The sequence below is a fragment of the Variovorax sp. RCC_210 genome, from assembly GCF_041355175.1.
GTDB lineage: Bacteria > Pseudomonadota > Gammaproteobacteria > Burkholderiales > Burkholderiaceae_C > Variovorax.
The window spans coordinates 149831-174765 of sequence record NZ_JBFUPJ010000010.1; the positions used below are offsets into that span (position 1 = coordinate 149831).

Below are 24935 nucleotides of genomic sequence, written 5' to 3' on the forward strand. Positions count from 1 at the left end.
CGCTATTGTCCCAACTGATCGAATTTGGCTTCGACGTCCTGTCCGAAGCGCTCAATGAACATGAGGGCTCTCACCTGCTGCGCGGCGGCCGGGTAGTCACCCTTCTCGTCGATCAGCCAGTCGAGCGACGACAGCGCGCGTGCCCGGCCGGCCTCGACTTCCTGCTGGAGCTTTTCGAGCGCGGGCAGGTCACCGACCTCGTCGAGCGACTCGCGCCATTCCATCTGCTGCATGAGGAACTCCGGCGGCATCGCCGTGTTGTTCTCGGCGTTGACCGGCGCGTCGTGCAGTTCGCAGATGTAGCTGGCGCGGCGAACCGGGTCCTTCAGCCGCTGGTAGGCCTCGTTGATGCGCACCGACCACTGCATGGCCACGCGCTGCGCCGCGGCGCCTTGCGCGGCGAAGCGGTCGGGGTGGGCTTCGCGTTGCAGCTCTTTCCAGCGTGCGTCGAGCGCGGCGCGGTCCTGCGCAAAAGTCGCCGGGACGGCGAACAGTTGAAAGTCGGTGTCGTTCAGGTTCATGGCAAGAAAAAACCGCCAGCACATGACATGGTGGCGGCTGTTGTCGCGGTCAGCGACGGTGCATCAGATGCGAAAACTCTCGCCGCATCCGCAACGGTCGCGTTCGTTCGGGTTGATGAACTTGAAGCCTTCGTTCAGGCCTTCGCGCACGAAGTCGAGCTGCGTGCCGTCGATGTAGGCCAGGCTCTTCGGGTCGACCAGCACCTTCACGCCGTGGTCTTCGAACACCACGTCTTCCGGCGTGAACTCGTCCACGTACTCGAGCTTGTAGGCCAGGCCCGAGCAACCGGTGGTCTTCACGCCCAGCCGCACGCCCACGCCCTTGCCTCGTTTGCCGAGGTAGCGGGTCACGTGTCTCGCAGCGGCTTCGGTCAGCGTGACGGCCATGTCAGTGGACGGCTTCGGCAGCAGCTTCGGTCTTGACGCCGTGCTTGGCCTTGTAGTCGCTCACGGCGGCCTTGATCGCGTCTTCGGCCAGGATGGAGCAGTGGATCTTCACGGGGGGCAGCGCCAGTTCTTCGGCGATTTGCGCGTTCTTCAGCGCAGCCGCTTCGTCGAGCGTCTTGCCCTTGACCCATTCGGTCACGAGCGACGACGAGGCGATGGCCGAGCCGCAACCGTAGGTCTTGAAGCGCGCGTCTTCGATCACGCCGGTTTCCGGATTGACCTTGATCTGCAGCTTCATCACGTCGCCGCAGGCCGGCGCGCCGACCATGCCGGTGCCTACCGAGTCGTCGCCCTTTTCGAAGGAACCGACGTTGCGGGGATTTTCGTAGTGGTCGATGACCTTGGAAGAATATGCCATGGTGTACCTCTCAAACTTTGTTCAATCGTGGAGCCGTGGGCTGGCCGGGGTCAGTGGGCCGACCACTGGATCGTGCTGATGTCGACGCCGTCCTGGAACATCTCCCACAAGGGGCTCAGCTCGCGCAGCTTGGCAACGTTGTGCTTGATGGTCGAAATGGCGTAGTCGATTTCTTCTTCGGTCGTGAAACGGCCGATGGTCATGCGAAGGCTGCTGTGCGCCAGCTCGTCGCTGCGACCGAGGGCGCGCAGCACATAACTGGGTTCCAGGCTGGCCGAGGTGCAAGCGGAACCCGACGACACCGCCAGGCCCTTGATGCCCATGATCAGCGACTCGCCTTCGACGTAGTTGAAGCTCATGTTCAGGTTGTGCGGCACGCGGTGCTCGAGGTCGCCGTTGATGAACACTTGCTCGACATCTTTCAGGCCGTTCAGCAGGCGTTGCTGCAGGCGACGCGCGTGGGCGATGTCGTCCTTCATCTCGAGCTTGGCGATGCGATAGGCCTCGCCCATGCCGACGATCTGGTGCGTGGGCAAGGTGCCCGAACGCATGCCGCGTTCGTGGCCACCGCCGTGCATCTGCGCTTCGAGGCGAATGCGCGGCTTGCGGCGCACGTACAGCGCGCCGATGCCCTTGGGGCCGTAGGTCTTGTGCGAGGCGAGGCTCATCAGGTCGATGGGCAGCTTCGTGATGTCGATGTCGACCTTGCCGGTGGCCTGCGCCGAATCGACGTGGAAGATCACACCCTTTTCGCGGCAGGCGTTGCCCAGCGCGACCACGTCCTGGATCACGCCAATTTCGTTGTTCACGAACAGCACGCTGGCCAGGATGGTGTCGGGGCGGATGGCCGCCTTGAACTTGTCCAGGTCGACGAGACCGTTTTCCTCGACATCGAGGTAGGTCACTTCGAAGCCCTGACGCTCGAGCTCGCGCATGGTGTCGAGCACGGCCTTGTGCTCGGTCTTCAACGTGATCAGGTGCTTGCCCTTGCCCTTGTAGAACTGGGCCGCGCCCTTCAAGGCGAGGTTGATCGACTCGGTAGCGCCCGACGTCCAGACGATTTCGCGCGGGTCGGCGTTGATCAGGTCGGCAACCTGGCCGCGCGCCTTCTCGACCGCCTCTTCAGCCTCCCAGCCCCAGGCGTGGCTGCGCGATGCCGGGTTGCCGAAGTGCTCGCGCAACCAGGGAATCATGGCGTCGACCACACGGGGGTCCACCGGCGTGGTCGCGCCGTAGTCGAGATAGATCGGGAAATGAGGAGTTACGTCCATGGCTGGCTCGTGCTGGCGTGGGGGTTGTTCTTGATCTGGGCTGCTCGTGGCCGCGCCCGAAGGCGCTGCCGGGAAATCACAGGGCTCAGGACTTGGCGAAGGCGTTGCCTAGCGCAAACACCGAATTCGGGGCATTCACGCGAATCGGCTTGACGACCGGCTGGGCCGAGATCGCACGCTTGACGACCGGCTTGTTCTCGATCTGCACGCCCTTGGCGATCTGGTCGTCGACCAGCTTCTGCAGCGTGACGGAGTCGAGGAACTCGACCATGCGCTGATTCAGCGAAGCCCACAGCTCGTGCGTCATGCAGCGACCGGCTTCGCCGAGGCAGTTTTCCTTGCCGCCGCACTGGGTGGCGTCGATGGGTTCATCGACGGACACAATGATGTCGGCCACGGTGATGTCCGCAGCCTTGCGGCCGAGGCTGTAGCCGCCGCCGGGGCCGCGGGTCGACTCGACCAGCTCGTGACGGCGCAACTTGCCGAACAGCTGTTCGAGGTACGACAGAGAAATCTGCTGCCGTTGGCTGATTGCCGCCAGCGTGACCGGACCGGTGTTCTGACGCAGCGCCAGGTCGATCATTGCTGTGACCGCAAAACGGCCTTTGGTAGTGAGACGCATCGCAAGCTCCTTCAAGTGCTTACCGTTGAAATGACACCTTGGTCCTGGACCGCGGTGACTTCGTCTCCGCCCTGCCCGACCCCGAACGCTGGTGAACCAGCTGGTAGGAGTCGGTCCTTCATCGCGAAGTTCTTTTTTTGTTGTTGACTGTTTCGCTCAAGTATAACAGAAGCCCCCGAGGTCTGCTGGGGTAAACCCCAGCGCAGGTCACTTGAAGAAAGCGAACGTTTGACCTAACGCCGGACCTGCTAAGGCGAAACAACGATGTTGTCCCCGCCGGACGCCCCGAAAGCCTGCTCCCGCAGCAGCGCCAGCTGGTCCCGCACACGGGCTGCCTTCTCGAATTCGAGGTTGCGCGCGTGCTCGAGCATCTGCTTCTCGAGCCGCTTGATTTCGCGGGCGATGTCCTTCTCGCTCATGTCCTCGACCTTGGCGCGCTCCAGGTCGAGCTTGGCCATTTCCTTGCCGGTCTTCTCGCTGTACACGCCGTCGATCAGGTCGCGCACCTGCTTCACGATGCTGCGCGGCGTGATGCCGTTGGCCTCGTTGTGGGCAATCTGCCGGGTGCGGCGGCGCTCGGTTTCGCCGATGGCCTTCTTCATCGACTCGGTCATCCGGTCGGCATAAAGAATGGCCTTGCCGTTCAGGTTGCGCGCCGCCCGGCCGATGGTCTGGATCAGCGAGCGCTCGGCGCGCAGGAAGCCTTCCTTGTCCGCATCGAGGATGGCCACCAGCGACACCTCGGGAATGTCCAGCCCCTCGCGCAGCAGATTGATGCCCACCAGCACGTCGAAGGTGCCCAGTCGCAGGTCGCGCAAGATTTCCACCCGCTCCACCGTGTCGACGTCGCTGTGCAGGTAGCGCACCTTCACGCCGTTGTCGCCCAGGTAGTCGGTCAGCTGCTCGGCCATGCGCTTGGTCAGCGTGGTGATGAGCACGCGCTCGTTCTTGTCGACGCGAATCCGGATTTCGCCCAGCACGTCGTCCACCTGGTGCGTGGCCGGGCGCACCTCGACCTCGGGGTCGATCAACCCCGTGGGCCGCACCAGCTGCTCGACCACGTTGCCGGAGTGGTCCTTCTCGTACTGCGCCGGCGTGGCCGACACGAAGATGCACTGGCGCATGCGCGTCTCGAACTCTTCCAGCTTCAGCGGCCGGTTGTCCAGCGCGCTCGGCAGGCGAAAGCCGTACTCCACCAGCGTGGTCTTGCGCGCCCGGTCGCCGTTGTACATGCCGCCGAGCTGGCCGATCATCTGGTGGCTCTCGTCGAGGAACATCAGCGCGTCCTTCGGCATGTAGTCGGTCAGCGTGGCCGGCGGCTGGCCGGGCGCGGCGCCCGACAGGTGGCGCGTGTAGTTCTCGATGCCCTTGCAATGGCCGATTTCGGCGAGCATTTCAAGGTCGAAACGGGTGCGCTGCTCCAGCCGCTGCGCCTCGACCAGCTTGCCCGCCCCCACCAGCTCCTTGAGCCGGTCGCTCAGCTCCAGCTTGATGGTTTCCACCGCCGCCAGCACCTTGTCGCGCGGCGTCACGTAGTGGCTCGACGGGTACACGGTGAAGCGCGGCACCTTCTGGCGGATGCGCCCGGTCAGCGGATCGAACAGCTGCAGCGACTCGATCTCGTCGTCGAACAGCTCGAAGCGGATCGCCAGCTCGCTGTGCTCGGCCGGAAACACGTCGATGGTGTCGCCCCGCACGCGGAAGGTGCCGCGCGCAAAGTCCTGCTCGTTGCGCGTGTACTGCATGCGGATGAGCCGGGAGATCAGGTCGCGCTGGCCCACCTTGTCGCCCACGCGGGCAATCAGCCGCATCTCCATGTAGTCCTCGGGCGTGCCGATGCCGTAGATGGCGCTCACCGTGGCGACGATGACCGTGTCGCGCCGCTCCAGCACGCTCTTGGTGGCCGACAGGCGCATCTGCTCGATGTGCTCGTTGATCGACGAGTCCTTCTCGATGAACAGGTCGCGCTGGGGCACGTAGGCCTCGGGCTGGTAGTAGTCGTAGTAGCTGACGAAGTACTCGACGGCGTTCTTCGGAAAGAACTCGCGGAACTCGCTGTAAAGCTGCGCCGCCAGCGTCTTGTTGGGCGCGAACACGATGGCCGGGCGGCCCAGCCGGGCGATCACGTTGGCCATGGTGAAGGTCTTGCCCGAACCCGTGACGCCCAGCAGCGTCTGGAACACCTCGCCGTCGATCACCCCTTCCACCAGCCCTTCGATGGCCTTGGGCTGGTCGCCGGCCGGCGGATACGGCTGGAAAAGCTCGAACGGCGAGCCCGGGTAGGTGATGAATTCGCCCTGTTTCGCCGGACCGATCGGGTCCAGTTTCTTCAGGTCTGCTATGGCTTCGTTGTTCTCTGGCATGGCTGTTCCCGACAGGTGGCGATCACGCCGGTAAAATTCAAGGCAACCGGAAAGCGTAGCGCAAGTCCGGTTGCCAGCGAAGCTTTCATCCCAAAGGACCTTTCCATGTCTATGTTCACCGCGGTCGAAATGGCACCGCGCGACCCGATCCTCGGCCTCAACGAGCAATTTGCCGCCGACACCAACCCCCAGAAGGTCAACCTCGGCGTCGGCGTCTATTACGACGACAACGGCAAGCTGCCCCTGCTCGAATGCGTGCAGGCGGCCGAGCAGAACATGATGAAAGCGCCCACGGCGCGTGGTTATCTGCCCATCGACGGCATCGCCGCGTACGACAACGCCGTGAAGGCGCTGGTCTTCGGCGCCGACAGCGAACCCGTCACCTCCGGCCGCGTGGCCACCATCCAGGCCATCGGCGGCACCGGCGGCCTGAAGGTCGGCGCCGACTTCCTGAAGAAGCTCAACCCCAGCGCCAAGGTGCTGATCAGCGACCCGAGCTGGGAAAACCACCGCGCGCTGTTCACCAACGCCGGCTTCGAAGTCGAAAGCTACCCCTACTACGACGCCGCCAGGCGCGGCATCAACTTCGACGGCATGCTCGCCGCCCTGAACGCGGCGCCCGCGGGCACCGTGGTCGTGCTGCACGCCTGCTGCCACAACCCGACCGGCTACGACATCACGTCCGAGCAATGGGACCAGGTGGTTGCCGCCGTCAAGGCGAAGAACCTCGTGCCCTTCCTCGACATGGCCTACCAGGGCTTCGGCTACGGCCTGAAGGAAGACGGCGCCGCGGTCGCCAAGTTCGTCGAAGCGGGCCTGACCTTCTTCGTGTCGACCTCGTTCTCCAAGAGCTTCAGCCTGTACGGCGAGCGCGTGGGCGCCCTGTCGGTGCTGTGCGAGAGCAAGGAAGAGGCCGGCCGCGTGCTGTCGCAGCTGAAGATCGCCATTCGCACCAACTACAGCAACCCGCCCACGCACGGCGGCGCCGTGGTGGCCGCGGTGCTCGGCAACCCCGAGCTGCGCGCTCTGTGGGAAAAGGAACTCGGCGAGATGCGCGTGCGCATCAAGGCCATGCGCCAGAAGCTGGTCGACGGCCTGAAGGCCGCCGGCGTGAAGGAAGACATGAGCTTCATCACCACGCAGATCGGCATGTTCAGCTACTCGGGCCTCACCAAGGACCAGATGGTGCGCCTGCGCAATGAGTTCGGCGTGTACGGCACCGACACCGGCCGCATGTGCGTGGCCGCGCTGAACAGCAAGAACATCGAGCACGTGTGTGCCTCGATTGCCAAAGTCATCTAGGTGACAGCAAAGTGTGAGGGAATCGCCTGCGTGGCAATTCCTTCACGCTCCGTGGAAGAAGTAGCCGCGCAACAGCGTCGGCATAGGGGTTAGGCCCCCTGCACCGCTGCGAATGCGCTGATATATTGCACTGCAACATTCCACTCCAAGACCAGCGATGCTCTATCAACTCTACGAAGCCCAGCGTTCCTTGATGGAGCCCTTCTCGGACTTCGCCCAGGCAGCCTCCAAACTCTATGGTCAGGGCGCCGTCTGGGGCCAGTTGCCCATGGCGCAACGCATGGCGGCCGGCTACGACCTGCTGTATCGCCTGGGCAAGGACTACGAAAAGCCCGAATTCAACATCAAGTCGGTGAAGGTCGACGGCGAAGACGTCGTCATCCAGGAAGCCATCGAGCTCGACAAGCCCTTCTGCGAGCTGCGCCGCTTCAAGCGCTTCACCGACGAGCCGCACATCCTCAAGACGCTGAAGAGCCAGCCCGTGGTGCTGATCGTGGCGCCCCTGTCGGGCCACTACGCCACGCTGCTGCGCGACACCGTGCGCACCATGCTGCAGGACCACAAGGTCTACATCACCGACTGGAAGAACGCGCGCCTCGTGCCGCTGGCCGAAGGCGAGTTCCACCTCGACGACTACATCAACTACGTGCAGGAGTTCATCCGCCTGCTGCAGGCCGAGTACGGCAACTGCCACGTGGTGAGCGTGTGCCAGCCGACCGTGCCGGTGCTGGCGGCCGTGTCGCTCATGGCCAGCCGCGGCGAAGCGCTGCCGCTGACCATGACCATGATGGGCGGCCCCATCGACGCGCGCAAGTCGCCCACCGCGGTGAACAACCTCGCGATGAACAAGAGCTTCGAGTGGTTCGAGAACAACGTGATCTACCGCGTGCCGCAAGGCTTCCCGGGTGAAGGCCGCCGCGTGTACCCCGGCTTCTTGCAGCACACCGGCTTCGTGGCCATGAACCCCGACCGCCACGCCACCAGCCACTACGACTACTTCAAGGACCTCATCAAGGGCGACGACGCCAGCGCCGAGGCCCACCGCAAGTTCTACGACGAGTACAACGCCGTGCTCGACATGGACGCCGACTACTACCTGGAAACCATCCGCACCGTGTTCCAGGAGTTCGACCTGGTCAACGGCACGTGGGACGTGAAGAACCCCGACGGCCAGGTGGAGCGCGTGCGCCCGCAGGACATTCGCGGCGCCGCCCTGCTCACCGTCGAAGGCGAGCTCGACGACATCTCCGGCTCGGGCCAGACCGAGGCCGCGCACAGCCTGTGCACCGGCATTTCCGACAGCAAGCGCGAACACTACGAAGTCAAGGGCGCGGGCCACTACGGCATCTTCAGCGGCCGCCGCTGGCGCGAGCTGGTGTACCCGAAGGTGGTGAAGTTCATCGCCGCCAACGACGAGCCGCAGAGCCGCGCTGGCGACCGGGGCGAGCTTGCCGCCGAAGACACGGTGAAACCGACCCGCCGAACCGCCGCTGTCGCCGCCAAGAAGGCGCCGGCCAGAAAGGCCGCCACCGTGGCAGCGCCTGCCGCTCCCATCCCAGCGACTGCACCGGCCGCCAAGAAAGCCGCCGCCCGCAAGAAGCCCGGCACCCGCGCCGCGCGCTGAAGCGCGCCCGCCTCCTCCAGTGAACGGACTCGCCGCACGCATCAACAACGCACTGCCCCAAACGCAGTGCACCCGGTGCGGCTACCCGGACTGCGCAGGCTACGCGCAGGCCGTGGCCGATGAAGAAGCGGGCATCAACCAGTGCCCGCCAGGCGGCGCGCAAGGCATCGAACGGCTGGCGCTCATCACCGGGCGTCCTGCGCTCCCGCTGAACCCCGAGTTTGGTACCGAAGGCCCGCGCGCCATGGCCGTCATCGACGAGGCCTGGTGCATCGGCTGCACCCTGTGCCTGGACGCCTGCCCGACCGACGCCATCGTCGGCATCAACAAGCGCATGCACACGGTGATCGAGGCGCACTGCACCGGCTGCGAGCTGTGCATTCCGGTGTGCCCCGTCGACTGCATCTCGCTCGAGGTCGAGACACCCGGCCTCAGCGGCTGGCAGGCGTGGTCCGCCGAGCAGGCCGACCATGCGCGGCACCGCTACGAGGTGCACGGCAAGCACCGCAACACCGACACCCGGCTGGCAGAACAGCCCGCCGCGGCGCAAGCCCCGCAAGACGCCAGCGAGCGCAAGCGCTCCATCGTCGAAGCAGCCCTGGCGCGGGCCCGCGCCGCATCGCAGCGCCCGCCGACGCCCAAGCCATAACGCACGCCATGACGCTCGACACCCTGCTGATCTACGTCGTCGCCTCGCTCGCGCTTGCGCTGATCCCGGGGCCGACGATGCTGCTGGCGCTGTCCAACGGCATCGAGGGCGGCATGCGCCGCGCGAGCTGGGGCATCGCGGGCGCCTCGCTCGGCAGCATCACGCTGATCGCCGTGGTCGCGCTCGGCCTGGGCTCGCTGCTCGCGGCGTCCGAATGGCTGTTCAACGCGATCCGCGTCGCCGGTGTGGCCTACCTGGTGTGGTTGGGCGTGAAGCTGTGGCGAAGCGAAGCGGCCGACCTGCGCACCGCGATGGCCAGGTCGTCGTCTCAGGAGCGCCCGCAGGGCCGCATCGCGCTCATGCGCAGCCTGGCCGTGGCGCTGTCGAACCCGAAGACGGTGCTGTTCTTCGCGGCCTTCCTGCCGCAGTTCGTCGACATCGCGAAGCCGCAGGGTCCGCAGTACCTGCTGCTCGGCGCGATGTTCGTGGCGCTCGACACCTGCGTGATGCTGGCCTACGCGGGCGCCGGCACGCAGGCTGTGCGCTTTCTTTCGCAACGCGGGCTGAAGGCGATGAACCGCGGCTGCGCGGTGGGCATGTGGCTGCTCGCGGCAACGCTGGCCGTGTGGCGCCGCCCCGGCGCCTGACGCACGCAGCGCGCCTTCAGCCCCTGCGCTTGAAGAGCAGCAGCAGCACCCCCGACAGCACCACGCCCACGGCGTACCACTCGAAGCGCGTCACCGTCTCGTGGGCGATCCACACGCCCAGCAGCATCGCGATCACCGGGTTCACGAAGGTGTAGCTTGCCGCCAGCGCGGCCGGCGCCTTCGCCAGCAACACCATGTAGGCGTTGAAGGCAATGAGCGAGCCGAACACCACCAGGTAGACCCATGCGGCCACGGCCTCGGCCTGCAACGGCCAGCCCATGGTTTCGCCGGACACCGCGGCCAACGCCATCAGCACCACGCCGCCGCACAGCATCTCGCTCGCGAAACCCATCGCGCCCGGCGCCAGCGGCAGGCTGCGCTGGCTCAGCACGCTGCCGAGCGACCAGCACACGCACGCGATGCAGATGGCCACCAGCCCCGCGGGCGACGACTTGAAGCCGCTGCCCTGCGTGAGCATCAGCACGCCGACCAGCCCAAGCGCGATGCCGGCGGCTTCCAGCTTCGACGGCTTCACGCCCCAGATCAGGTTCAGCAAGGCGATCAACAGCGGAATCACCGCGATGAACGCCACCACCAGCCCCGAGCCGATCGACACCTCGGCGTTCGCCGTTCCGCCCATGCCGCCGCCCAGCATCAGCGCGCCGACGACGAAGGCGTTGCGCCACTGCACGCGCGTGGGCCACGGTGCGCCGCGCCAGCGCATCCACACCGCCAGCAGCACGCCGGCGACCAGAAAGCGCGAGCCCATCTGCAGGAACGGCGGAAAGCTGATCAGCGCGTACTTGATCGCGAGGTAGGTCGAGCCCCAGACCACCCACGTGGCGGCAAGGCAGAGCCACAGCAGCGGCGGCAAGCCTGAACGTGCTGTGGAAATTTCATTGGTGGAAGAAACGAGTGTCGACATGGCGAGGTGTCTCTGGGTTCTTGGTGTTGAATGCCAAGCATGGTATGAAAGCCATCCCCCGCGAGCCATGCAGGTTTCATGGTTCTTCCACCGCCCCACCGTCGATTTGAAGGACTTGCATGGACTTCGCCTTGAACCCCGCGCTGGACGCGCACGACACCCGCATCCTTGCCGAGCTGCAGGCCGACGCGCGCCTCTCGATGGCCGAGCTTGGCCGACGCGTGCACCTGAGCCAGCCGGCCGTGACCGAGCGCGTGAAAAAGCTGGAGGCGGCCGGCGTCATCAGCGGCTACCGCGCCACCGTCAACCTGGGCAAGCTGGGCTACGGCATCCGCGCCATCATCCGCGTCGGCCGCGCCGACTACGACCTGGTCGTGAAGCTGGTGCAGGACACGCCCGAGTGCGTCAATGCCTACAACGTGACCGGCGAGGACAGCTGGGTGCTGGAAATCGCGGTCATCGACGTGAGCCACCTCGACGCGGTGGTCACCAAGTTCTGCATCCTGACCGAGACGGCCACCTCGATCATCCTGAACCCCGCGCGCGAGCACCAGGCCATGCTGCCGCCGCAGCGCTCCGACGTGAGGCCGCCGATCCGCAAGGTGCTCAACGCGTAGTGGCGGACGCGGCGGACGCGGCGGACGCGGCGGACGCGCCGAACGCGCTGAATGCCGCAACGACTTCCGGCGGCGCCTGCACCATCTCGATCAGCACGCCCTCGCCCGCAATCGGGAACTCGTCGTTCGCCTTCGGGTGCAGGAAGCAGATGTCGAAGCCCGCCGCGCCCTTGCGGATGCCGCCCGGCGCAAAGCGCACGCCCTGCGCCGTGAGCCATTCCACGGCCTTGGGCAGGTCGTCGATCCACAGGCCCACGTGGTTCAGCGGCGTGGTGTGCACGGCCGGCTTCTTCTCGGGGTCCAGCGGCTGCATCAGGTCGACCTCGACCTTGAACGGGCCCACGCCCATCGCGCAGATGTCCTCGTCGACGTTCTCGCGCTCGCTCTTGAAGGTGCCGGTGACCTCGAGCCCCAGCATGTCGACCCACAGCGTCTGCAGGCGCAGCTTGTCGGGGCCGCCGATGGCGATCTGCTGGATGCCCAGCACCTTGAAGGGGCGGGTTGTGTGGATGGCGGTCGTGGTCGTCGTGGTGGTCATGCGGCGCAACCTTCCTCGCTTGTTTCCTGCACCTGGCGCGCGCCGAGGCCGAGCTTGCGCAGCAGCACCGTGTCGGCCTCGACATCGGGGTTGCCCGTCACCAGCAGCTTGTCGCCGTAGAAGATCGAATTCGCGCCGGCCATGAAGCACAGCGCCTGCACCGCGTCGCCCAGCTGCTGGCGCCCGGCCGACAGCCGCACGCGCGCGGTCGGCATGGTGATGCGCGCGACCGCGATCATGCGCACGAAGTCGAAGGGGTCGACCGGCTCCGAGTCGGCCAGCGGCGTGCCGGGCACGCGCACCAGGCTGTTGATGGGCACCGACTCCGGGTACGGGTTCAGGTTGGCCAGCTGCGCGATCAGCCCCGCGCGGTGCACCGGCGCCTCGCCCATGCCCACGATGCCGCCGCAGCACACGCTGATGCCGGCGCTGCGCACGTGGGCCAGCGTGTCGAGCCGGTCCTGGTAGGTGCGCGTGTCGACCACGTCGGTGTAGTACTCGGGCGCGGTGTCGAGGTTGTGGTTGTAGTAGTCCAGGCCCGCGGCCTTCAGCTGCTGCGCATGGTGCGGCTGCAGCATGCCCAGCGTGGCGCAGGTCTGCATGCCGAGGCCCTTCACGGCCTCGACCAGCACGGCCACCTTTTCCACGTCGCGGTCCTTCGGCGCGCGCCAGGCGGCGCCCATGCAGAAGCGCGTGGCGCCCGCGTCTTTCGCGGCCTGCGCGGCGCGCACCACCTCGTCGACCTCCATGAGCTTCTGCGCCTTCACGCCGGTGTCGAACTCGGCCGACTGCGGGCAGTAGCCGCAGTTCTCGGGGCAGCCGCCGGTCTTCACCGACAGCAGCGTGGCCAGCTCGATATCGCCCGCTGGAAAGTGCTCGCGGTGCACGGTCTGTGCCTCGAACAGCAGTTCCATGAAGGGCTTGTCGAGCAGCGCCTGGATGGCCTCGACGGACCAGCGCACGTCGGCCTGGGGAGCCACGGGCTCTAACGGCTTTGCGGGCCGGTGCAGCGTGATCGCCTGTTGCAGGTCGTTGGCCCCCATCAGTTGAACTCCATGATGATCTGGTCCACCGCGAGCGATTCGCCCTTGTTGGCCGAAATCTTGCCCACCACGCCGTCCTGCGTGGCGAACAGCACGTTCTCCATCTTCATCGCCTCGATCACCGCGAGCTTCTCGCCGGCTTGCACCTGCTGCCCCGGTTGCACCGACACCTCGACCAGCAGGCCCGGCATCGGCGACATCAGGAACTTGCTCAGGTCGGGCGGCGCCTTGTAGGGCATCAGCTCCAGCAGCCGCGCGCCCAGCGGCGACAGCACCGTCGCCTCGATCTGCGTGCCGTCGTGCGACACGCGCAGCGCCAGCGGGTTCTTGCCCGCGCCGCGCTCCACCTGCGCGGTGAAGGGCTTGTCGTTGACCATGCCCGTCACGCGAATGGCGCCCAGCGCAAAGCCGCTGTCGATCTTGTAGCTCTTGCCGCCCACGGCCACCGCGCTCGCGCCTGTCTTGCCGTGAAAGTCGGTGACCGACACCGGGTGGTGCACATGCTTGCCCTCAGGCCCCAGCTCGACCACCACGAACTGCTCGCCCACCTTCACGCCGTGGCCTTCCAGCTGCCCGCTGATGCCCGAGGCGCGCGCGCGATAGCGCCGGTGCACGTACGCGGCCAGCGCGACGAGGAACGACGGGTCGGCATGCGGCACGTCTTCCGCGTGGAAGCCCTTGCCGTAGTGCTCGGCGATGAAGCCGGTGTTGAAGTCGCCCGCCACGAACTTCGGGTGCGCCAGCAGCGCCGCCTGGAACGGAATGTTGCTGCTGATGCCACGAATCACGAAGCCGTTCAGCGCCTCGCGCATGCGGGCGATGGCGTGGTTGCGGTCCTTGCCGTGCACGATGAGCTTGGCGATCATCGAGTCGTAGTACATCGGGATCTCGCCGCCGTCGTACACGCCCGTGTCCACGCGCACGCCGTTCAGGTGCTCGGTGTCGCTGGCGAACATGGTCTGCGCGGGCGGCTGGAACTTCACCAGCCGGCCGGTCGAAGGCAGGAAGTTGCGGAACGGGTCTTCGGCGTTGATGCGGCACTCGATGGCCCAGCCGTCGCGCTTCACCTGCTCCTGCGTGAGGGGCAGCGGCTCGCCGGCGGCCACGCGGATCATCAGCTCCACCAGGTCCAGCCCGGTGATGCATTCCGTCACCGGGTGCTCCACCTGCAGGCGCGTGTTCATCTCCAGGAAGTAGAAGCTCTGGTCCTTGCCGACCACGAACTCCACCGTGCCTGCGCTCTGGTAGTTCACGGCCTTGGCCAGCTGCACGGCCTGCGCGCCCATCGCCTTGCGCGTGGCGTCGGTGATGAAGGGCGAAGGCGCCTCCTCGATCACCTTCTGGTGGCGCCGCTGGATGGAGCACTCGCGCTCGTTCAGGTAGATGACGTTGCCGTGCGAGTCGCCCAGCACCTGGATCTCGATGTGGCGCGGCTCCTCGACGAATTTCTCGATGAACACGCGGTCGTCGCCGAAGCTGTTGCGCGCCTCGTTGCGGCACGAGGTGAAGCCCTCGAAGGCTTCCTTGTCGTTGAAGGCCACGCGCAGGCCCTTGCCGCCGCCGCCGGCCGAGGCCTTGATCATCACGGGGTAGCCGATGTCGTTGGCAATCTCCACGGCGCGCTCGGCCGTCTCGATGGCGTCGTTCCAGCCCGGAATGGTGTTGACCTTGGCCTCGTTCGCGAGCTTCTTCGAGGCAATCTTGTCGCCCATCGCCGCGATCGAATAGTGCTTCGGGCCGATGAAGGCGATGCCCTCTTCCTCGACCTTGCGCGCGAAGGCTTCGTTCTCCGACAGGAAGCCGTAGCCGGGGTGCACGGCCTCGGCGCCGGTCTTCTTGCAGGCCGCGATGATGCGGTCGGCCTGCAGGTAGCTGTCGCGGCTGGGCGCCGCGCCGATGTGCACGGCCTCGTCGGCCAGCTCGACGTGGCGGGCTTCCTTGTCGGCGTCGGAGTAGACGGCGACGGTCAGGATGCCCATCTTCTTCGCGGTCTGGATCACGCGGCAGGCGATCTCGCCGCGGTTGGCAATCAGGATCTTCTTGAACATGTTCTTCTTCTCCGTGCCGCTCAGAGCGGGATGTTGCCGTGCTTGCGCCACGGGTTCTCGAGCTTCTTCTCGCGCAGCATCACCAGCGAGCGGCAGATGCGCTTGCGTGTCTCGTGCGGCAGGATCACGTCGTCGATGTAGCCGCGGGCGCTGGCCACGTACGGGTTGGCGAAGCGCGCCTTGTATTCGGCTTCGCGGGCGGCCAGCTTCTCGGGGTCGTTCTTGTCTTCGCGGAAGATGATTTCCACCGCGCCCTTGGCGCCCATCACCGCGATCTCGGCGCGCGGCCAGGCCAGGTTGACGTCGCCGCGCAGGTGCTTGGAGGCCATCACGTCGTACGCGCCGCCGTAGGCCTTGCGCGTGATGACGGTGATCTTCGGCACCGTGCACTCCGCGTAGGCGTACAGCAGCTTGGCGCCGTGCTTGATGATGCCGCCGTACTCCTGCCCGGTGCCGGGCATGAAGCCGGGCACGTCGACAAAGGTGACCACCGGAATGTTGAAGGCATCGCAAAAGCGCACGAAGCGCGCCGCCTTGATGCTGCTCTTGATGTCCAGGCAACCGGCCAGCACCAGCGGCTGGTTGGCCACGATGCCGATGGTCTGGCCTTCCATGCGCGCGAAGCCGATCACGATGTTCTTCGCGTAATCCGGCTGCAGCTCGAAGAAGTCGCCGTCGTCCACCACCTTCAGGATGAGTTCCTTGATGTCGTAGGGCTTGTTCGGGTTGTCGGGCACCAGCGTGTCCAGCGAGTAGTCGGGCCGGTCGGCCGGGTCGCCCTGGCCGTTGTTGCCCAGGCGCACGGGCGGCTTCTCGCGGTTGTTCAGCGGCAGGTAGTTGTACAGGCGGCGCAGCATCATGAGCGCCTCGACGTCGTTCTCGAACGCCATGTCGGCCACGCCGCTGCGCGTGGTGTGGGTGATGGCGCCGCCCAGCTCCTCGGCCGTCACGCTCTCGTGCGTCACGGTCTTCACCACGTCGGGGCCGGTGACGAACATGTAGCTGCTGTCCTTCACCATGAAGATGAAGTCGGTCATGGCCGGCGAGTACACCGCGCCGCCCGCGCACGGGCCCATCACCATGCTGATCTGCGGCACCACGCCCGAGGCCATCACGTTGCGCTGGAACACGTCGGCATAGCCGCCCAGCGAGGCCACGCCTTCCTGGATGCGGGCGCCGCCCGAATCGTTCAGCCCGATGACGGGCGCGCCGACCTTCATGGCCTGGTCCATCACCTTGCAGATCTTCTCGGCATGCGCCTCGCTGAGCGCGCCGCCGAAGACGGTGAAGTCCTGGCTGAACACGAACACCAGGCGGCCGTTGATCATGCCGTAGCCCGTGACCACGCCGTCGCCCGGAATCTTCTGCTCGGCCATGCCGAAGTCGACCGAGCGGTGCTCCACGAACATGTCCCACTCTTCGAAGGTGTTGTCGTCCAGCAGCAGCTCGATGCGCTCGCGCGCGGTGAGCTTGCCCTTGGCATGCTGCGCGTCGATGCGCTTCTGCCCGCCGCCGAGGCGCGCCTTGGCGCGGCGCTGTTCGAGTTGTTCAATCAGTTCTTGCATGGTGTGTTCCGAAGCTGTGGTCCTGAATTGCTGTGCGATGTGCTGTGTTGTGCTTTGCCGAGCCGTGCCGCCTGGGGTCGTTCACGGGCGCGCGGTGATGGCCGCCGCCGCCAGCAGGCTGCGTGCCGCCGTGGAGGCCGGCAGGCTGCCCTGCGCCACCTGCTGCGTGAGCTGCGGCAGCAGCTCGCGCACCTGTGGGTGATGTTTGAAGGCCTGCTTGAGCCCGGCGTCGATGCGCTCCCACATCCACGCGGTGGCCTGCCTTTCGCGGCGCGTGGCGAGCTTGCCGTTGGCGGTCTGCAGTTGCCTGAACTGGCTCACGGCGTCCCAGAAGGCGTCGACACCGGTGCCCGCGAGCGCGCTCAACTGCAGCACCCTGGGCAGCCAAAAGCGCACCTGCGCGCCGCTGTGCGCGTCGTGCACCGCGTGCGCGTGCTCGGGGTTGCCCTGGTGGCCGAACAGGCGCAGGGCGGAGGTGATCTGCGCCTGCGCGCGCGTGGCCGCGTCCTTGTCGATGTCGGCCTTGTTGATGACCACGAGGTCGGCGATTTCCATCACGCCCTTCTTGATGGCCTGCAGGTCGTCGCCGGCGTTGGGCAGCTGCATCAGCACGAACATGTCCGTCATGCCCGACACGGCCGTCTCGCTCTGGCCCACGCCCACGGTCTCGACGATGACCACGTCGTAGCCCGCGGCCTCGCACACCAGCATGGCCTCGCGCGTCTTCTCGGCCACGCCGCCCAGCGTGCCGCTCGAAGGGCTGGGCCGGATGTAGGCGCGCTCGTGCACCGACAGCCGCTCCATGCGCGTCTTGTCCCCGAGGATGGAGCCGCCCGACACGGTGGAAGAAGGGTCGATGGTCAGCACCGCCACGCGGTGCCCCTTGTCGATCAGCAGCAGCCCCAGCGTTTCGATGAAGGTCGACTTGCCCACGCCCGGCACACCCGAGATGCCCAGGCGAAACGAACTGCCGGTGCGCGGCAGCAGCGCCGTGAGCAGTTCGTCGGCCTGCGCACGGTGGTCGGCGCGTGTGGATTCGAGCAGCGTGATCGCCTTGGCGATGGCACGGCGCTGCGGCATTCCCTCGGTGCCTGCGAGCGCCTGTTCGAGCCCCTGCACCGTGTTCAGCACGCCGCCTCCGACGCCACGCGCCAGCGGTAATGCAGGTCGACGCCCTCCTCGCCCTCCAGCACGAAGCCGTGCCGCAGGTAAAAGCGGTTGGCGTCGCTTTTCACGAGCGCGGTGAGCGCGATGTCGCGCTGCTGCTCGCGCGCCTGCGCCTTGGCCCAGCGCAGCACCCATTCGCCGATGCCCAGGCCCTGGAAGCCGGTGCGCAGGTAGAGGTGGTCCAGCCGCAGCGCATCGGCGCCCTCGGGCTTGAGCGTGACGAAGCCCACGCGCTGGTCGCCGTCGAGCACGATGTGGTGCATGAACGGCACCACGAAGCCCGCGCTCAGCCGCTCGCGCGAACGCTCGGGGTCGAAGCGGCCCACGCGCTCCAGGCTCGGGCGCATCGCGTCGACGCGCAGGGCCAGCATGGCCTCGAAATCGCTGGAGTCCACCGGCTGCAGCGACAGCCGCGACAAGAGATCGCTCACGTCGGTGCTTCGGTTCAGGCCGCGACGGCCGCGCGAATCTGCTCCAGCACGTCCTTGGCGCTGGCCGGAATGGGCGTGCCCGGCCCGTAGATGCCCTTGACGCCGGCCTCGTACAGGAAGTCGTAGTCCTGCCGCGGAATCACGCCGCCGACGAACACGATGATGTCGTCCGCGCCCTGCTTCTTCAGCTCCTCGATGATGGCCGGCACCAGCGTCTTGTGGCCGGCGGCGAGCGTGCTCACGCCCACGGCATGCACGTCGTTCTCGATGGCCTGGCGCGCGCATTCCTCGGGCGTTTGAAACAACGGGCCCATGTCCACGTCGAAGCCCAGGTCGGCGAAGGCCGTGGCCACCACCTTGGCGCCGCGGTCGTGGCCGTCCTGCCCGAGCTTGGAAATCATCACGCGCGGGCGGCGGCCCTGCGCTTCGGCGAAGGCGTTGATTTCGGTCTTCAGCGCTTCCCAGCCTTCGGCCGAGTCATAGGCCGCGGCGTACACGCCGGTCACCTTCTGCGTGTCGGCGCGGTGGCGGCCGAAAGACTTTTCGAGCGCGTCAGAAATTTCCCCGACCGTGGCGCGCAGGCGCACCGCGTCGATGCTCAGCGCCAGCAGGTTGCCGGTGTTGTTCTCGGCGGCGTCGGTCAGCGCGTCGAGTGCGGCCTGCACCTTGGTGCTGTCGCGCGAGGCGCGAATGGCCTGCAGCCGCGCCACCTGCTGGTCGCGCACCTTCACGTTGTCGATGGACAGGCTGTCGATCGCGTCCTCGGTCTTCAGCTTGTACTTGTTGACACCCACGATCACGTCCTTGCCGGAGTCGATGCGCGCCTGCTTCTCCGCGGCGGCGGCCTCGATCTTCAGCTTGGCCCAGCCGCTGTCCACCGCCTTGGTCATGCCGCCCATGGCCTCGACCTCTTCGATGATGGTCCAGGCCGCGTCGGCCATGTCCTGCGTGAGCTTCTCCATCATGTAGCTGCCGGCCCAGGGATCGATCACGTTGGTGATGTGCGTCTCTTCCTGGATGATGAGCTGCGTGTTTCGCGCGATGCGCGAGCTGAACTCGGTGGGCAGCGCGATGGCTTCGTCGAGCGCGTTGGTGTGCAGGCTCTGCGTGCCGCCGAACACCGCGGCCATGGCCTCGATGGTGGTGCGCACCACGTTGTTGTACGGGTCCTGCTCGGTGAGGCTCCAGCCCGAGGTCTGGCAGTGCGTGCGCAGCATCAGGCTCTTGGGGTTCTTGGGCTCGAACTCCTTCATGATGCGGCACCACAGCAGGCGCGCCGCGCGCATCTTGGCCACCTCGAGGTAGAAGTTCATGCCGATGGCCCAGAAGAAGCTCAGCCGCCCGGCGAAGCCGTCGACGTCGAGCCCCTTGGCCAGCGCGGTCTTCACGTATTCCTTGCCGTCGGCCAGCGTGAAGGCCAGCTCCAGCGCCTGGTTGGCGCCGGCCTCCTGCATGTGATAGCCGCTGATGGAGATCGAGTTGAACTTGGGCATCTTCTGCGCCGTGTACTCGATGATGTCGCCGATGATCCGCATGCTCGGCGCTGGCGGAAAGATGTACGTGTTGCGGACCATGAACTCCTTGAGGATGTCGTTCTGGATGGTTCCGCTCAGCAGCTCCTGCGACACGCCCTGCTCTTCCGCCGCGACCACGTAGCCCGCGAGCACCGGCAGCACGGCGCCGTTCATCGTCATCGACACGGAGACCTTGTCCAGCGGGATCTGGTCGAACAGGATCTTCATGTCTTCCACCGAGTCGATGGCCACGCCGGCCTTGCCGACGTCGCCGGTCACGCGCGGGTGGTCGCTGTCGTAGCCGCGGTGGGTGGCCAGGTCGAAGGCCACGCTCACGCCCTGCCCGCCGGCGGCCAGCGCCTTGCGGTAGAAGGCGTTGGACTCTTCCGCCGTGGAAAAGCCCGCGTACTGGCGGATGGTCCAGGGGCGCACCGCGTACATGGTGGCCTGCGGGCCGCGCAGGTAGGGCTCGAATCCGGGCAGCGTGTCGGTGTACTTCAGGCCCTGCAGGTCGGCCGCGGTGTACAGCGGCTTCACGCTGATGCCGTCGGGCGTGATCCAGTTCAGCGCGTTCACGTCGCCACCGGGCGCGGACTTGGCCGCGGACTTGGCCCAGGCCTCGAGGTCGGCGGGCTTGAAGGTGGGTGCTGGTGTGCTGCTCATGAAGGGGGCCGTTCGCAGGGTCTGCAAGGTATTTCGCAAATTCGCTCGCACGGATTTGCAAGCCGGGCGCGAGTCTACTCCATCCGTAATTATTAATTCAAACAGCTTTTTTGCAGTACAGTCCGGCCCATGTCCGCCGTCACCCTCACTCCCCGCGCCCTCTATGAAGAGGTGGCCGAGCTGCTGCGCCAGCGGATCTTCCGCCGCGAGCTGGAGCCCGGCAGCTGGATCGACGAACTCAAGCTGGCCGAGGAATACGGCATCAGCCGCACCCCCCTGCGCGAAGCCCTGAAGGTGCTGGCGGCCGAAGGCCTGGTGACGATGAAGGTGCGCCGCGGCGCCTACGTGACCGAGGTGTCGGAGCAGGACCTGGCCGACGTGTACCACCTGCTCTCGCTGCTGGAGAGCGACGCCGCCAGCGTGGTGGCCGAGCGCGCCACCGAAGCGCAGCGCGCCGAGCTGAAGGCGCTGCACGCCGAGCTGGAGGCCGCGGCCACGCCCGAAGACCGCGAGCACTTCTTCGCGGTGAACGAGCGCTTTCACATGTGCCTGCTGGCCATTGCCAACAACAAGTGGCGCGACCAGATGGTGGCCGACCTGCGCAAGGTGATGAAGCTCAACCGGCACAACTCGCTGCTGAAGGCCGGGCGCATCGGCGAGTCGCTGGCCGAGCACCGCGCGGTGATGGCGGCCATCGAGGCGCGCGACGCCGAGGCGGCGATGGCGCGCATGCAGGAGCATTTCCGCAACGGCCTGGAAGCCGCTGTATAAAGCTCGCCCCCAGGCTGCGCGCACTTCGTGTCGCTCCTCCAACCCCCTACCGGGGGCGGCACCTGCAGCCCGGCAAAGCCGGTTCCGCGGTGCCCCGCGTACTGCACCGCTCTTTTTTCAGTCCAGGTTCAGCGTGCCGGCCTCGCCGGCGATGCGCTGCGCCGTCTCCAGCAGGATCGGCACGATGCGCGAGACCATCGCGTCCTTGGGCAGCAAGTAGGCCGGCCCGCCGCAACTCACGGCGTAGCGCTCGCCCCGGGGCCCTTCCAGCGCGAAGCCGAGGGCATGGATGTGCGGATTCCAGTCGCCGAAGGAGCCGCAGTAGCCGTGTTGCGCGTACTCGTCGAGCCCGGCCATCAGGCGCGGCTCGATGGCGCCCCAGTTCTCCCCGCTTTCCAGGCGGATCTGCTCCAGCAGCACCGCCTGCTCGGGCTCGGGCAGCGCGGCCAGGAACGCCCGGCCGGCCGCGGAGGTGGCGATGGTCATGCGCGTGCCCACGTCGATGCGCGAGCTGATCACCACCGAGCGCGGCCGCAGCGAGTCGATGACCAGCATGTCGAGCTCGTCGCGCACCGTCAGATGCACGCTCACGCCGGCCGACTCCGACAGCTCCCCCAGATAGGGCCGCGCCATGGTCCGCAGGTCGAAATTGCGCAGGTAGCGGCTGCTCATGTCGAGCAGCGCGGGGCCGAGGCTGAAGCGCTCGCTGTCTTCCGACTGGCGCAGGTAGCCCGCGCCCACCAGCGTGGCGGTGAGGCGCGACACCGTCGCCTTGGGGATGCCCGTGGCATCCGCCAGTTCCCTGTTGCCGATGGCCGCTGGCGCCATCCCTATCACCTTGAGGAGCGCCAGACCGCGTGCGAGCGCGCTTACTTCTTCTTTGCCGCCGATCGCGTCATTCATGTATCCATGCCTTTTTATTTCCCTGACCCCCCCATTTTTCAGCAAAAACCCATTGACGCGCCACTTATCAAGAAGTAGGAATTTCGGAACAGCGTTTCACTGAAATGGTGCATGGGGCGCATGGCGGCGCGTCCGCATACGTTTGCGGAGAGAAAAAGCGGGGAAATCCGCTGGGTGCGACGAGCGAGCGACGAACCCACCCGCGCCAAATCGGCAAGAGAACCCGGCTCAGGCCGCCTGCGTGGCAGGCTCGTGCGCGAGTGCCATCACCTCATGCGGCGGCAGGGTTTTCAGCTTGTGGTCGCTCCACACCTGGCGCCAGCGGCGCGCGCCCGGCAGGCCGTTGCGCAGGCCCAGCATGTGGCGCGCAATCGACCACCAGTGGGTGCCGTGCTCGGCGGCTTCGCGGGCCATGTAGTCGCACATCAGCGACTCGACCTCTTCGCGCGTGAGCGCCTGCGGCGCGGCGCCGTAGAACTCCGCGTCCCATTCGGCCAGCCACCAGGGGTTGTGGTACGCCTCGCGCCCCACCATCACGCCGTCGAGCAGCCGCAGGTGCTCGTGCACCTGCGCGTTCACCGAAATGCCGCCGTTGATGGCGAACTTAAGGGCCGGAAACTCGTGCTTGAGCCGGTGCACCAGCTCGTAGCGCAGCGGCGGAATCTCGCGGTTCTGCTTCGGGCTCAGGCCCTGCAGCCAGGCGTTGCGCGCATGCACGATGAAGGTCTGGCAGCCCGCCTCGCTCACCGTGCCTACAAAGTCGCGCACGAACTCGTAGCTCTCGATCTTGTCGATGCCGATGCGGTGCTTGACCGTGACCGGAATGCCGACCACGTCGACCATCGCCTTCACGCAATCGGCCACCAACGTCGGCTCGTTCATGAGGCAGGCGCCGAACGCGCCGCGCTGCACGCGCTCGCTGGGGCAGCCGCAGTTCAGGTTGACCTCGTCGTAGCCCCACTCTTCGCCGAGCCTGGCGCAGTGCGCCAGGTCGGCCGGCTCGCTGCCGCCTAGCTGCAGCGCCACGGGATGTTCCTCGGCGTTGAAGCGAAGGTGACGGGGCACGTCGCCGTGAATCAGCGCGCCGGTGGTCACCATCTCGGTGTAGAGCAGCGCGTGGCGCGACAGCAGGCGATGGAGGTACCGGCAATGGCGGTCGGACCAGTCCATCATGGGTGCAACGGAGATGACCTTCTCTTCCAAAACGCGCGATCCTGTGGTTGTCTGCATGGGCCCGGACATCGGGCGGGCGAGCCCCCGAGTTTCTCACGCAGCGTTTTCCACCCGCCCCCGCACGGCCATGTAGTTCCCCGGCGTCACCCCGAAGCACCGGCGAAACCAGCGCGAGAAATGCGCCTGGTCGGTGAAGCCGCATTGCGCCGCCACCTCCGCCGCCGCCTGCCCTTCGCGCAGCAGCACCTTGGCCCGGCCGATGCGCGCCAGCCGCGCGTAGTGCGCGGGCGTCATGCCTACGGCCACGCGGAACAGCCGGTGAAAGTGCTCGCGCGACACGCCCAGCCGCAGCGCGAGCACGCCGGGGTCGATGTGGCAGGCGTCCTCGGTGGCCAGGGCCCGGCACACCGCCTCGACGCGTGCATCGCTCATCTGCCGCTCGACCGCGACAAGCTCGTTGCCCGTCTGCGCGCGAAGAACCCGCGCCAGCAGCCGGCCCAGCGCGGCCCCATCTTCCGCGCGCGCGGCGGCGGCCAGCGCATGGGCCGCGGCCTCGTCCCGTCGCACCGTGCGGTGCAGCACGCCCCTGCGCGCCTCAGGCCAACCGAGTTGCTCGGCCACCCAGGCCTGCTGCACATACAGCATGACCATGCGAAAGCCCTGGGCGCTGACGCCGGCGGTGTGCAGCATGCCGGGGGCCATCACCACCATGTCGCCGGCTTCGGCCCCCTGCCGCTCGCCCGCGCAGGTGAATTCGCAACGCCCTTCCAGGATGGCGCCCACGCTCCACTCGGCATGCCAGTGCAGGTCGAAGTGGGCCTTGGGGTCGGCGGCGAACATGGCCTCGACCTGCGCGCCGTCTTCCATCGGCAGGCTGATGACGCGGGAGGCGGCGCCGTGGGTCATTCCGGTGAACTCGGCGCGAGCATCAGGCTGCGAGCGCACCGCGCACGGTGATGCCCATCCAGCCCGCGCTCGCCGTGCTCGCCCGCACCTCGCCGAGCAGGGCCAGTTCCTCGACCGGGTGTTCGTGGAACTTCAGGGTCGCCGTGCCGCCGGTCCAGCCCGACTCGACGCGGTCGATGATGTCCGCGCGCAGGTAGCGCGGCGTCGCCACGCTGCCGGGCTGCGTCAGGTCGGGCCAGCCCACGGCGCCGATGGTGGGCGCGCCCAGGAAACCCAGCCGCTCGGCCTTCTCGCCCGTGAGCGTGACCGAGGCATCGACCAGCCGCCGCTCCTTCACGCTCAGGCTCGCGCCCAGCCGGCTTCCTCTGGAAAGCGGCGAGGCCGCGGGGTGAATCAGCGGCAGGCTGCGCGTGAGCCAGGTGTGGCCGATCTTCTTGGGCCAGCCCTGCAGCCAACCGCGCAGCAGCGAGATGTCCTGGTCCACATAGATCAGCGGGCAATAGAAGCGCGCGGCCTCGCCGGGCCGGCCCGCGAGCTCGAGCACGACGATGGTTTCGCGGTACTGCGCGTACACCGGGTCCAGCAGCTCCTGCCCGTCGTCGCCGCAGGCCTGCCAGTCGGCGAAGTGCACGCAGCCGTTGCCGGTGGGCGCGCCGAGTTCCGCGGGCACCAGCGCGGCGCCGCGCGCGGCGTCGAACTCGAAGGCCACGTTGACGAGCCAGCCGGCGTAGTGCCAGGGCGGCGCCTGCACGAGCGCGCTGCGGCCGGAAGAAGTGAAGGGAGCGGTGAACGGAGCGGTGAAAGACTGCGGCATCTGGGAAAGCATTGCAAGTTCAAGACCGCCGCACGATAGGTCACGCCCGCCGC

General features: G+C 66.9%; 24 protein-coding genes. 6 read left to right on the plus strand and 18 right to left on the minus strand.

Features of this window, described 5'->3' with window-relative positions; genetic code table 11:
• Window positions 1-2: 2 nt before the first annotated feature.
• The 6 genes from hscB to uvrB form a co-directional block, all read right to left on the minus strand.
• Window positions 3-521, minus strand: coding sequence for a Fe-S protein assembly co-chaperone HscB (gene hscB, locus AB6807_RS25500; RefSeq protein ID WP_371086725.1), 519 nt, complete (start codon window positions 519-521; stop codon window positions 3-5).
• A 63-nt stretch (window positions 522-584) separates the two neighbouring features.
• Complete coding sequence (gene iscA / locus AB6807_RS25505) at window positions 585-908, minus strand: iron-sulfur cluster assembly protein IscA (protein WP_007828190.1); 324 nt, start codon at window positions 906-908, stop codon at window positions 585-587.
• A 1-nt stretch (window position 909) separates the two neighbouring features.
• A complete protein-coding gene (gene iscU, locus AB6807_RS25510; protein WP_116907255.1) occupies window positions 910-1326 on the minus strand; it encodes a Fe-S cluster assembly scaffold IscU in 417 nt (138 codons plus the stop codon).
• 50 nt (window positions 1327-1376) lie between these two features.
• Window positions 1377-2597: an IscS subfamily cysteine desulfurase gene (locus AB6807_RS25515; RefSeq protein WP_371086726.1), complete on the minus strand. Its 1221-nt coding sequence runs from the start codon at window positions 2595-2597 to the stop codon at window positions 1377-1379.
• 85 nt (window positions 2598-2682) lie between these two features.
• Window positions 2683-3219, minus strand: coding sequence for a Fe-S cluster assembly transcriptional regulator IscR (gene iscR, locus AB6807_RS25520; protein WP_007828186.1), 537 nt, complete (start codon window positions 3217-3219; stop codon window positions 2683-2685).
• A gap of 248 nt (window positions 3220-3467) precedes the next feature.
• The gene (gene uvrB, locus AB6807_RS25525; RefSeq protein ID WP_116907253.1) at window positions 3468-5582 is read right to left on the minus strand and encodes an excinuclease ABC subunit UvrB; all 2115 of its coding nucleotides are present in this window, start codon (window positions 5580-5582) and stop codon (window positions 3468-3470) included.
• Window positions 5583-5687: 105 nt separating this feature from the next.
• Between uvrB and AB6807_RS25530 the strand changes: the two genes are divergently transcribed.
• The 4 genes from AB6807_RS25530 (at window position 5688) to AB6807_RS25545 (ending at window position 9804) form a co-directional block, all read left to right on the plus strand.
• Complete coding sequence (locus AB6807_RS25530; RefSeq protein ID WP_371086727.1) at window positions 5688-6884, plus strand: amino acid aminotransferase; 1197 nt, start codon at window positions 5688-5690, stop codon at window positions 6882-6884.
• Window positions 6885-7041: 157 nt separating this feature from the next.
• Complete coding sequence (locus AB6807_RS25535) at window positions 7042-8508, plus strand: polyhydroxyalkanoate depolymerase (protein WP_371086728.1); 1467 nt, start codon at window positions 7042-7044, stop codon at window positions 8506-8508.
• 19 nt (window positions 8509-8527) lie between these two features.
• On the plus strand, window positions 8528-9157 hold the full coding sequence (locus AB6807_RS25540) for an RnfABCDGE type electron transport complex subunit B (protein WP_371086729.1): 630 nt from the start codon (window positions 8528-8530) through the stop codon (window positions 9155-9157).
• An 8-nt stretch (window positions 9158-9165) separates the two neighbouring features.
• Complete coding sequence (locus AB6807_RS25545; RefSeq protein ID WP_371086730.1) at window positions 9166-9804, plus strand: LysE family translocator; 639 nt, start codon at window positions 9166-9168, stop codon at window positions 9802-9804.
• Between the two features lie 16 nt (window positions 9805-9820).
• On the opposite strand, the gene yedA is transcribed toward AB6807_RS25545, so the two are convergent.
• Window positions 9821-10729: a drug/metabolite exporter YedA gene (gene yedA / locus AB6807_RS25550; RefSeq protein WP_371086731.1), complete on the minus strand. Its 909-nt coding sequence runs from the start codon at window positions 10727-10729 to the stop codon at window positions 9821-9823.
• Between the two features lie 119 nt (window positions 10730-10848).
• Here yedA and AB6807_RS25555 point away from each other — a divergent pair, with 119 nt between their 5' ends.
• Window positions 10849-11346, plus strand: a complete 498-nt coding sequence (locus AB6807_RS25555) for an Lrp/AsnC family transcriptional regulator (RefSeq protein ID WP_116907247.1) — start codon at window positions 10849-10851, stop codon at window positions 11344-11346.
• On the opposite strand, the gene AB6807_RS25560 is transcribed toward AB6807_RS25555, so the two are convergent.
• From AB6807_RS25560 to scpA, 7 genes are all read right to left on the minus strand, one after another.
• Window positions 11336-11884 carry a VOC family protein gene (locus tag AB6807_RS25560; protein WP_371086732.1) on the minus strand — a complete coding sequence of 183 codons (549 nt, stop codon included), beginning with the start codon at window positions 11882-11884 and terminating at the stop codon, window positions 11336-11338. The two genes, AB6807_RS25555 and AB6807_RS25560, sit on opposite strands and share 11 nt — an antisense overlap.
• Window positions 11881-12927, minus strand: coding sequence for a biotin synthase BioB (gene bioB / locus AB6807_RS25565; RefSeq protein ID WP_371086733.1), 1047 nt, complete (start codon window positions 12925-12927; stop codon window positions 11881-11883). Before bioB ends, AB6807_RS25560 begins: the two co-directional genes overlap by 4 nt.
• Window positions 12927-14975 (minus strand): acetyl-CoA carboxylase biotin carboxylase subunit, encoded by a 2049-nt coding sequence (accC, locus tag AB6807_RS25570; protein ID WP_116907244.1) that lies wholly within the window; start codon window positions 14973-14975, stop codon window positions 12927-12929. Before accC ends, bioB begins: the two co-directional genes overlap by 1 nt.
• A 20-nt stretch (window positions 14976-14995) precedes the next feature.
• The gene (locus AB6807_RS25575; protein WP_116907243.1) at window positions 14996-16540 is read right to left on the minus strand and encodes an acyl-CoA carboxylase subunit beta; all 1545 of its coding nucleotides are present in this window, start codon (window positions 16538-16540) and stop codon (window positions 14996-14998) included.
• Between the two features lie 81 nt (window positions 16541-16621).
• A complete protein-coding gene (gene meaB, locus AB6807_RS25580) occupies window positions 16622-17620 on the minus strand; it encodes a methylmalonyl Co-A mutase-associated GTPase MeaB (protein WP_371086839.1) in 999 nt (332 codons plus the stop codon).
• 44 nt (window positions 17621-17664) lie between these two features.
• A complete protein-coding gene (locus AB6807_RS25585; RefSeq protein ID WP_116907242.1) occupies window positions 17665-18138 on the minus strand; it encodes a GNAT family N-acetyltransferase in 474 nt (157 codons plus the stop codon).
• Window positions 18139-18152: 14 nt separating this feature from the next.
• Entirely contained in the window at window positions 18153-20315 is a 2163-nt protein-coding gene (gene scpA / locus AB6807_RS25590) for a methylmalonyl-CoA mutase (protein WP_371086734.1), read from the minus strand.
• A 129-nt stretch (window positions 20316-20444) separates the two neighbouring features.
• Between scpA and AB6807_RS25595 the strand changes: the two genes are divergently transcribed.
• Entirely contained in the window at window positions 20445-21086 is a 642-nt protein-coding gene (locus AB6807_RS25595) for a GntR family transcriptional regulator (protein ID WP_371086735.1), read from the plus strand.
• Between the two features lie 117 nt (window positions 21087-21203).
• Here AB6807_RS25595 and AB6807_RS25600 read toward each other — a convergent pair whose 3' ends face one another.
• The 4 genes from AB6807_RS25600 to AB6807_RS25615 form a co-directional block, all read right to left on the minus strand.
• Entirely contained in the window at window positions 21204-21989 is a 786-nt protein-coding gene (locus tag AB6807_RS25600; RefSeq protein ID WP_116907239.1) for an IclR family transcriptional regulator, read from the minus strand.
• A 228-nt stretch (window positions 21990-22217) separates the two neighbouring features.
• The gene (gene dusA / locus AB6807_RS25605; protein WP_371086736.1) at window positions 22218-23219 is read right to left on the minus strand and encodes a tRNA dihydrouridine(20/20a) synthase DusA; all 1002 of its coding nucleotides are present in this window, start codon (window positions 23217-23219) and stop codon (window positions 22218-22220) included.
• 36 nt (window positions 23220-23255) lie between these two features.
• The gene (locus tag AB6807_RS25610) at window positions 23256-24068 is read right to left on the minus strand and encodes an AraC family transcriptional regulator (RefSeq protein ID WP_371086737.1); all 813 of its coding nucleotides are present in this window, start codon (window positions 24066-24068) and stop codon (window positions 23256-23258) included.
• Window positions 24069-24090: 22 nt separating this feature from the next.
• A complete protein-coding gene (locus AB6807_RS25615; protein WP_371086738.1) occupies window positions 24091-24894 on the minus strand; it encodes an acetoacetate decarboxylase family protein in 804 nt (267 codons plus the stop codon).
• Window positions 24895-24935 lie beyond the last annotated feature (41 nt).

Excerpts from the sequence above, each read along its gene's own strand:
- hscB (WP_371086725.1), bottom strand. The coding sequence starts at position 521 with ATGAACCTGAACGACACCGACTTTCAACTGTTCGCCGTCCCGGCGACT.
- iscA (WP_007828190.1), bottom strand. The coding sequence starts at position 908 with ATGGCCGTCACGCTGACCGAAGCCGCTGCGAGACACGTGACCCGCTAC.
- iscU (WP_116907255.1), bottom strand. The coding sequence starts at position 1,326 with ATGGCATATTCTTCCAAGGTCATCGACCACTACGAAAATCCCCGCAAC.
- AB6807_RS25515 (WP_371086726.1), bottom strand. The coding sequence starts at position 2,597 with ATGGACGTAACTCCTCATTTCCCGATCTATCTCGACTACGGCGCGACC.
- iscR (WP_007828186.1), bottom strand. The coding sequence starts at position 3,219 with ATGCGTCTCACTACCAAAGGCCGTTTTGCGGTCACAGCAATGATCGAC.
- uvrB (WP_116907253.1), bottom strand. The coding sequence starts at position 5,582 with ATGCCAGAGAACAACGAAGCCATAGCAGACCTGAAGAAACTGGACCCG.
- AB6807_RS25530 (WP_371086727.1), top strand. The coding sequence starts at position 5,688 with ATGTCTATGTTCACCGCGGTCGAAATGGCACCGCGCGACCCGATCCTC.
- AB6807_RS25535 (WP_371086728.1), top strand. The coding sequence starts at position 7,042 with ATGCTCTATCAACTCTACGAAGCCCAGCGTTCCTTGATGGAGCCCTTC.
- AB6807_RS25545 (WP_371086730.1), top strand. The coding sequence starts at position 9,166 with ATGACGCTCGACACCCTGCTGATCTACGTCGTCGCCTCGCTCGCGCTT.
- yedA (WP_371086731.1), bottom strand. The coding sequence starts at position 10,729 with ATGTCGACACTCGTTTCTTCCACCAATGAAATTTCCACAGCACGTTCA.
- AB6807_RS25555 (WP_116907247.1), top strand. The coding sequence starts at position 10,849 with ATGGACTTCGCCTTGAACCCCGCGCTGGACGCGCACGACACCCGCATC.
- AB6807_RS25560 (WP_371086732.1), bottom strand. The coding sequence starts at position 11,884 with ATGACCACCACGACGACCACGACCGCCATCCACACAACCCGCCCCTTC.
- bioB (WP_371086733.1), bottom strand. The coding sequence starts at position 12,927 with ATGGGGGCCAACGACCTGCAACAGGCGATCACGCTGCACCGGCCCGCA.
- accC (WP_116907244.1), bottom strand. The coding sequence starts at position 14,975 with ATGTTCAAGAAGATCCTGATTGCCAACCGCGGCGAGATCGCCTGCCGC.
- AB6807_RS25575 (WP_116907243.1), bottom strand. The coding sequence starts at position 16,540 with ATGCAAGAACTGATTGAACAACTCGAACAGCGCCGCGCCAAGGCGCGC.
- meaB (WP_371086839.1), bottom strand. The coding sequence starts at position 17,620 with ATGCCGCAGCGCCGTGCCATCGCCAAGGCGATCACGCTGCTCGAATCC.
- scpA (WP_371086734.1), bottom strand. The coding sequence starts at position 20,315 with ATGAGCAGCACACCAGCACCCACCTTCAAGCCCGCCGACCTCGAGGCC.
- AB6807_RS25595 (WP_371086735.1), top strand. The coding sequence starts at position 20,445 with ATGTCCGCCGTCACCCTCACTCCCCGCGCCCTCTATGAAGAGGTGGCC.
- AB6807_RS25600 (WP_116907239.1), bottom strand. The coding sequence starts at position 21,989 with ATGAATGACGCGATCGGCGGCAAAGAAGAAGTAAGCGCGCTCGCACGC.
- dusA (WP_371086736.1), bottom strand. The coding sequence starts at position 23,219 with ATGCAGACAACCACAGGATCGCGCGTTTTGGAAGAGAAGGTCATCTCC.
- AB6807_RS25610 (WP_371086737.1), bottom strand. The coding sequence starts at position 24,068 with ATGACCCACGGCGCCGCCTCCCGCGTCATCAGCCTGCCGATGGAAGAC.
- AB6807_RS25615 (WP_371086738.1), bottom strand. The coding sequence starts at position 24,894 with ATGCTTTCCCAGATGCCGCAGTCTTTCACCGCTCCGTTCACCGCTCCC.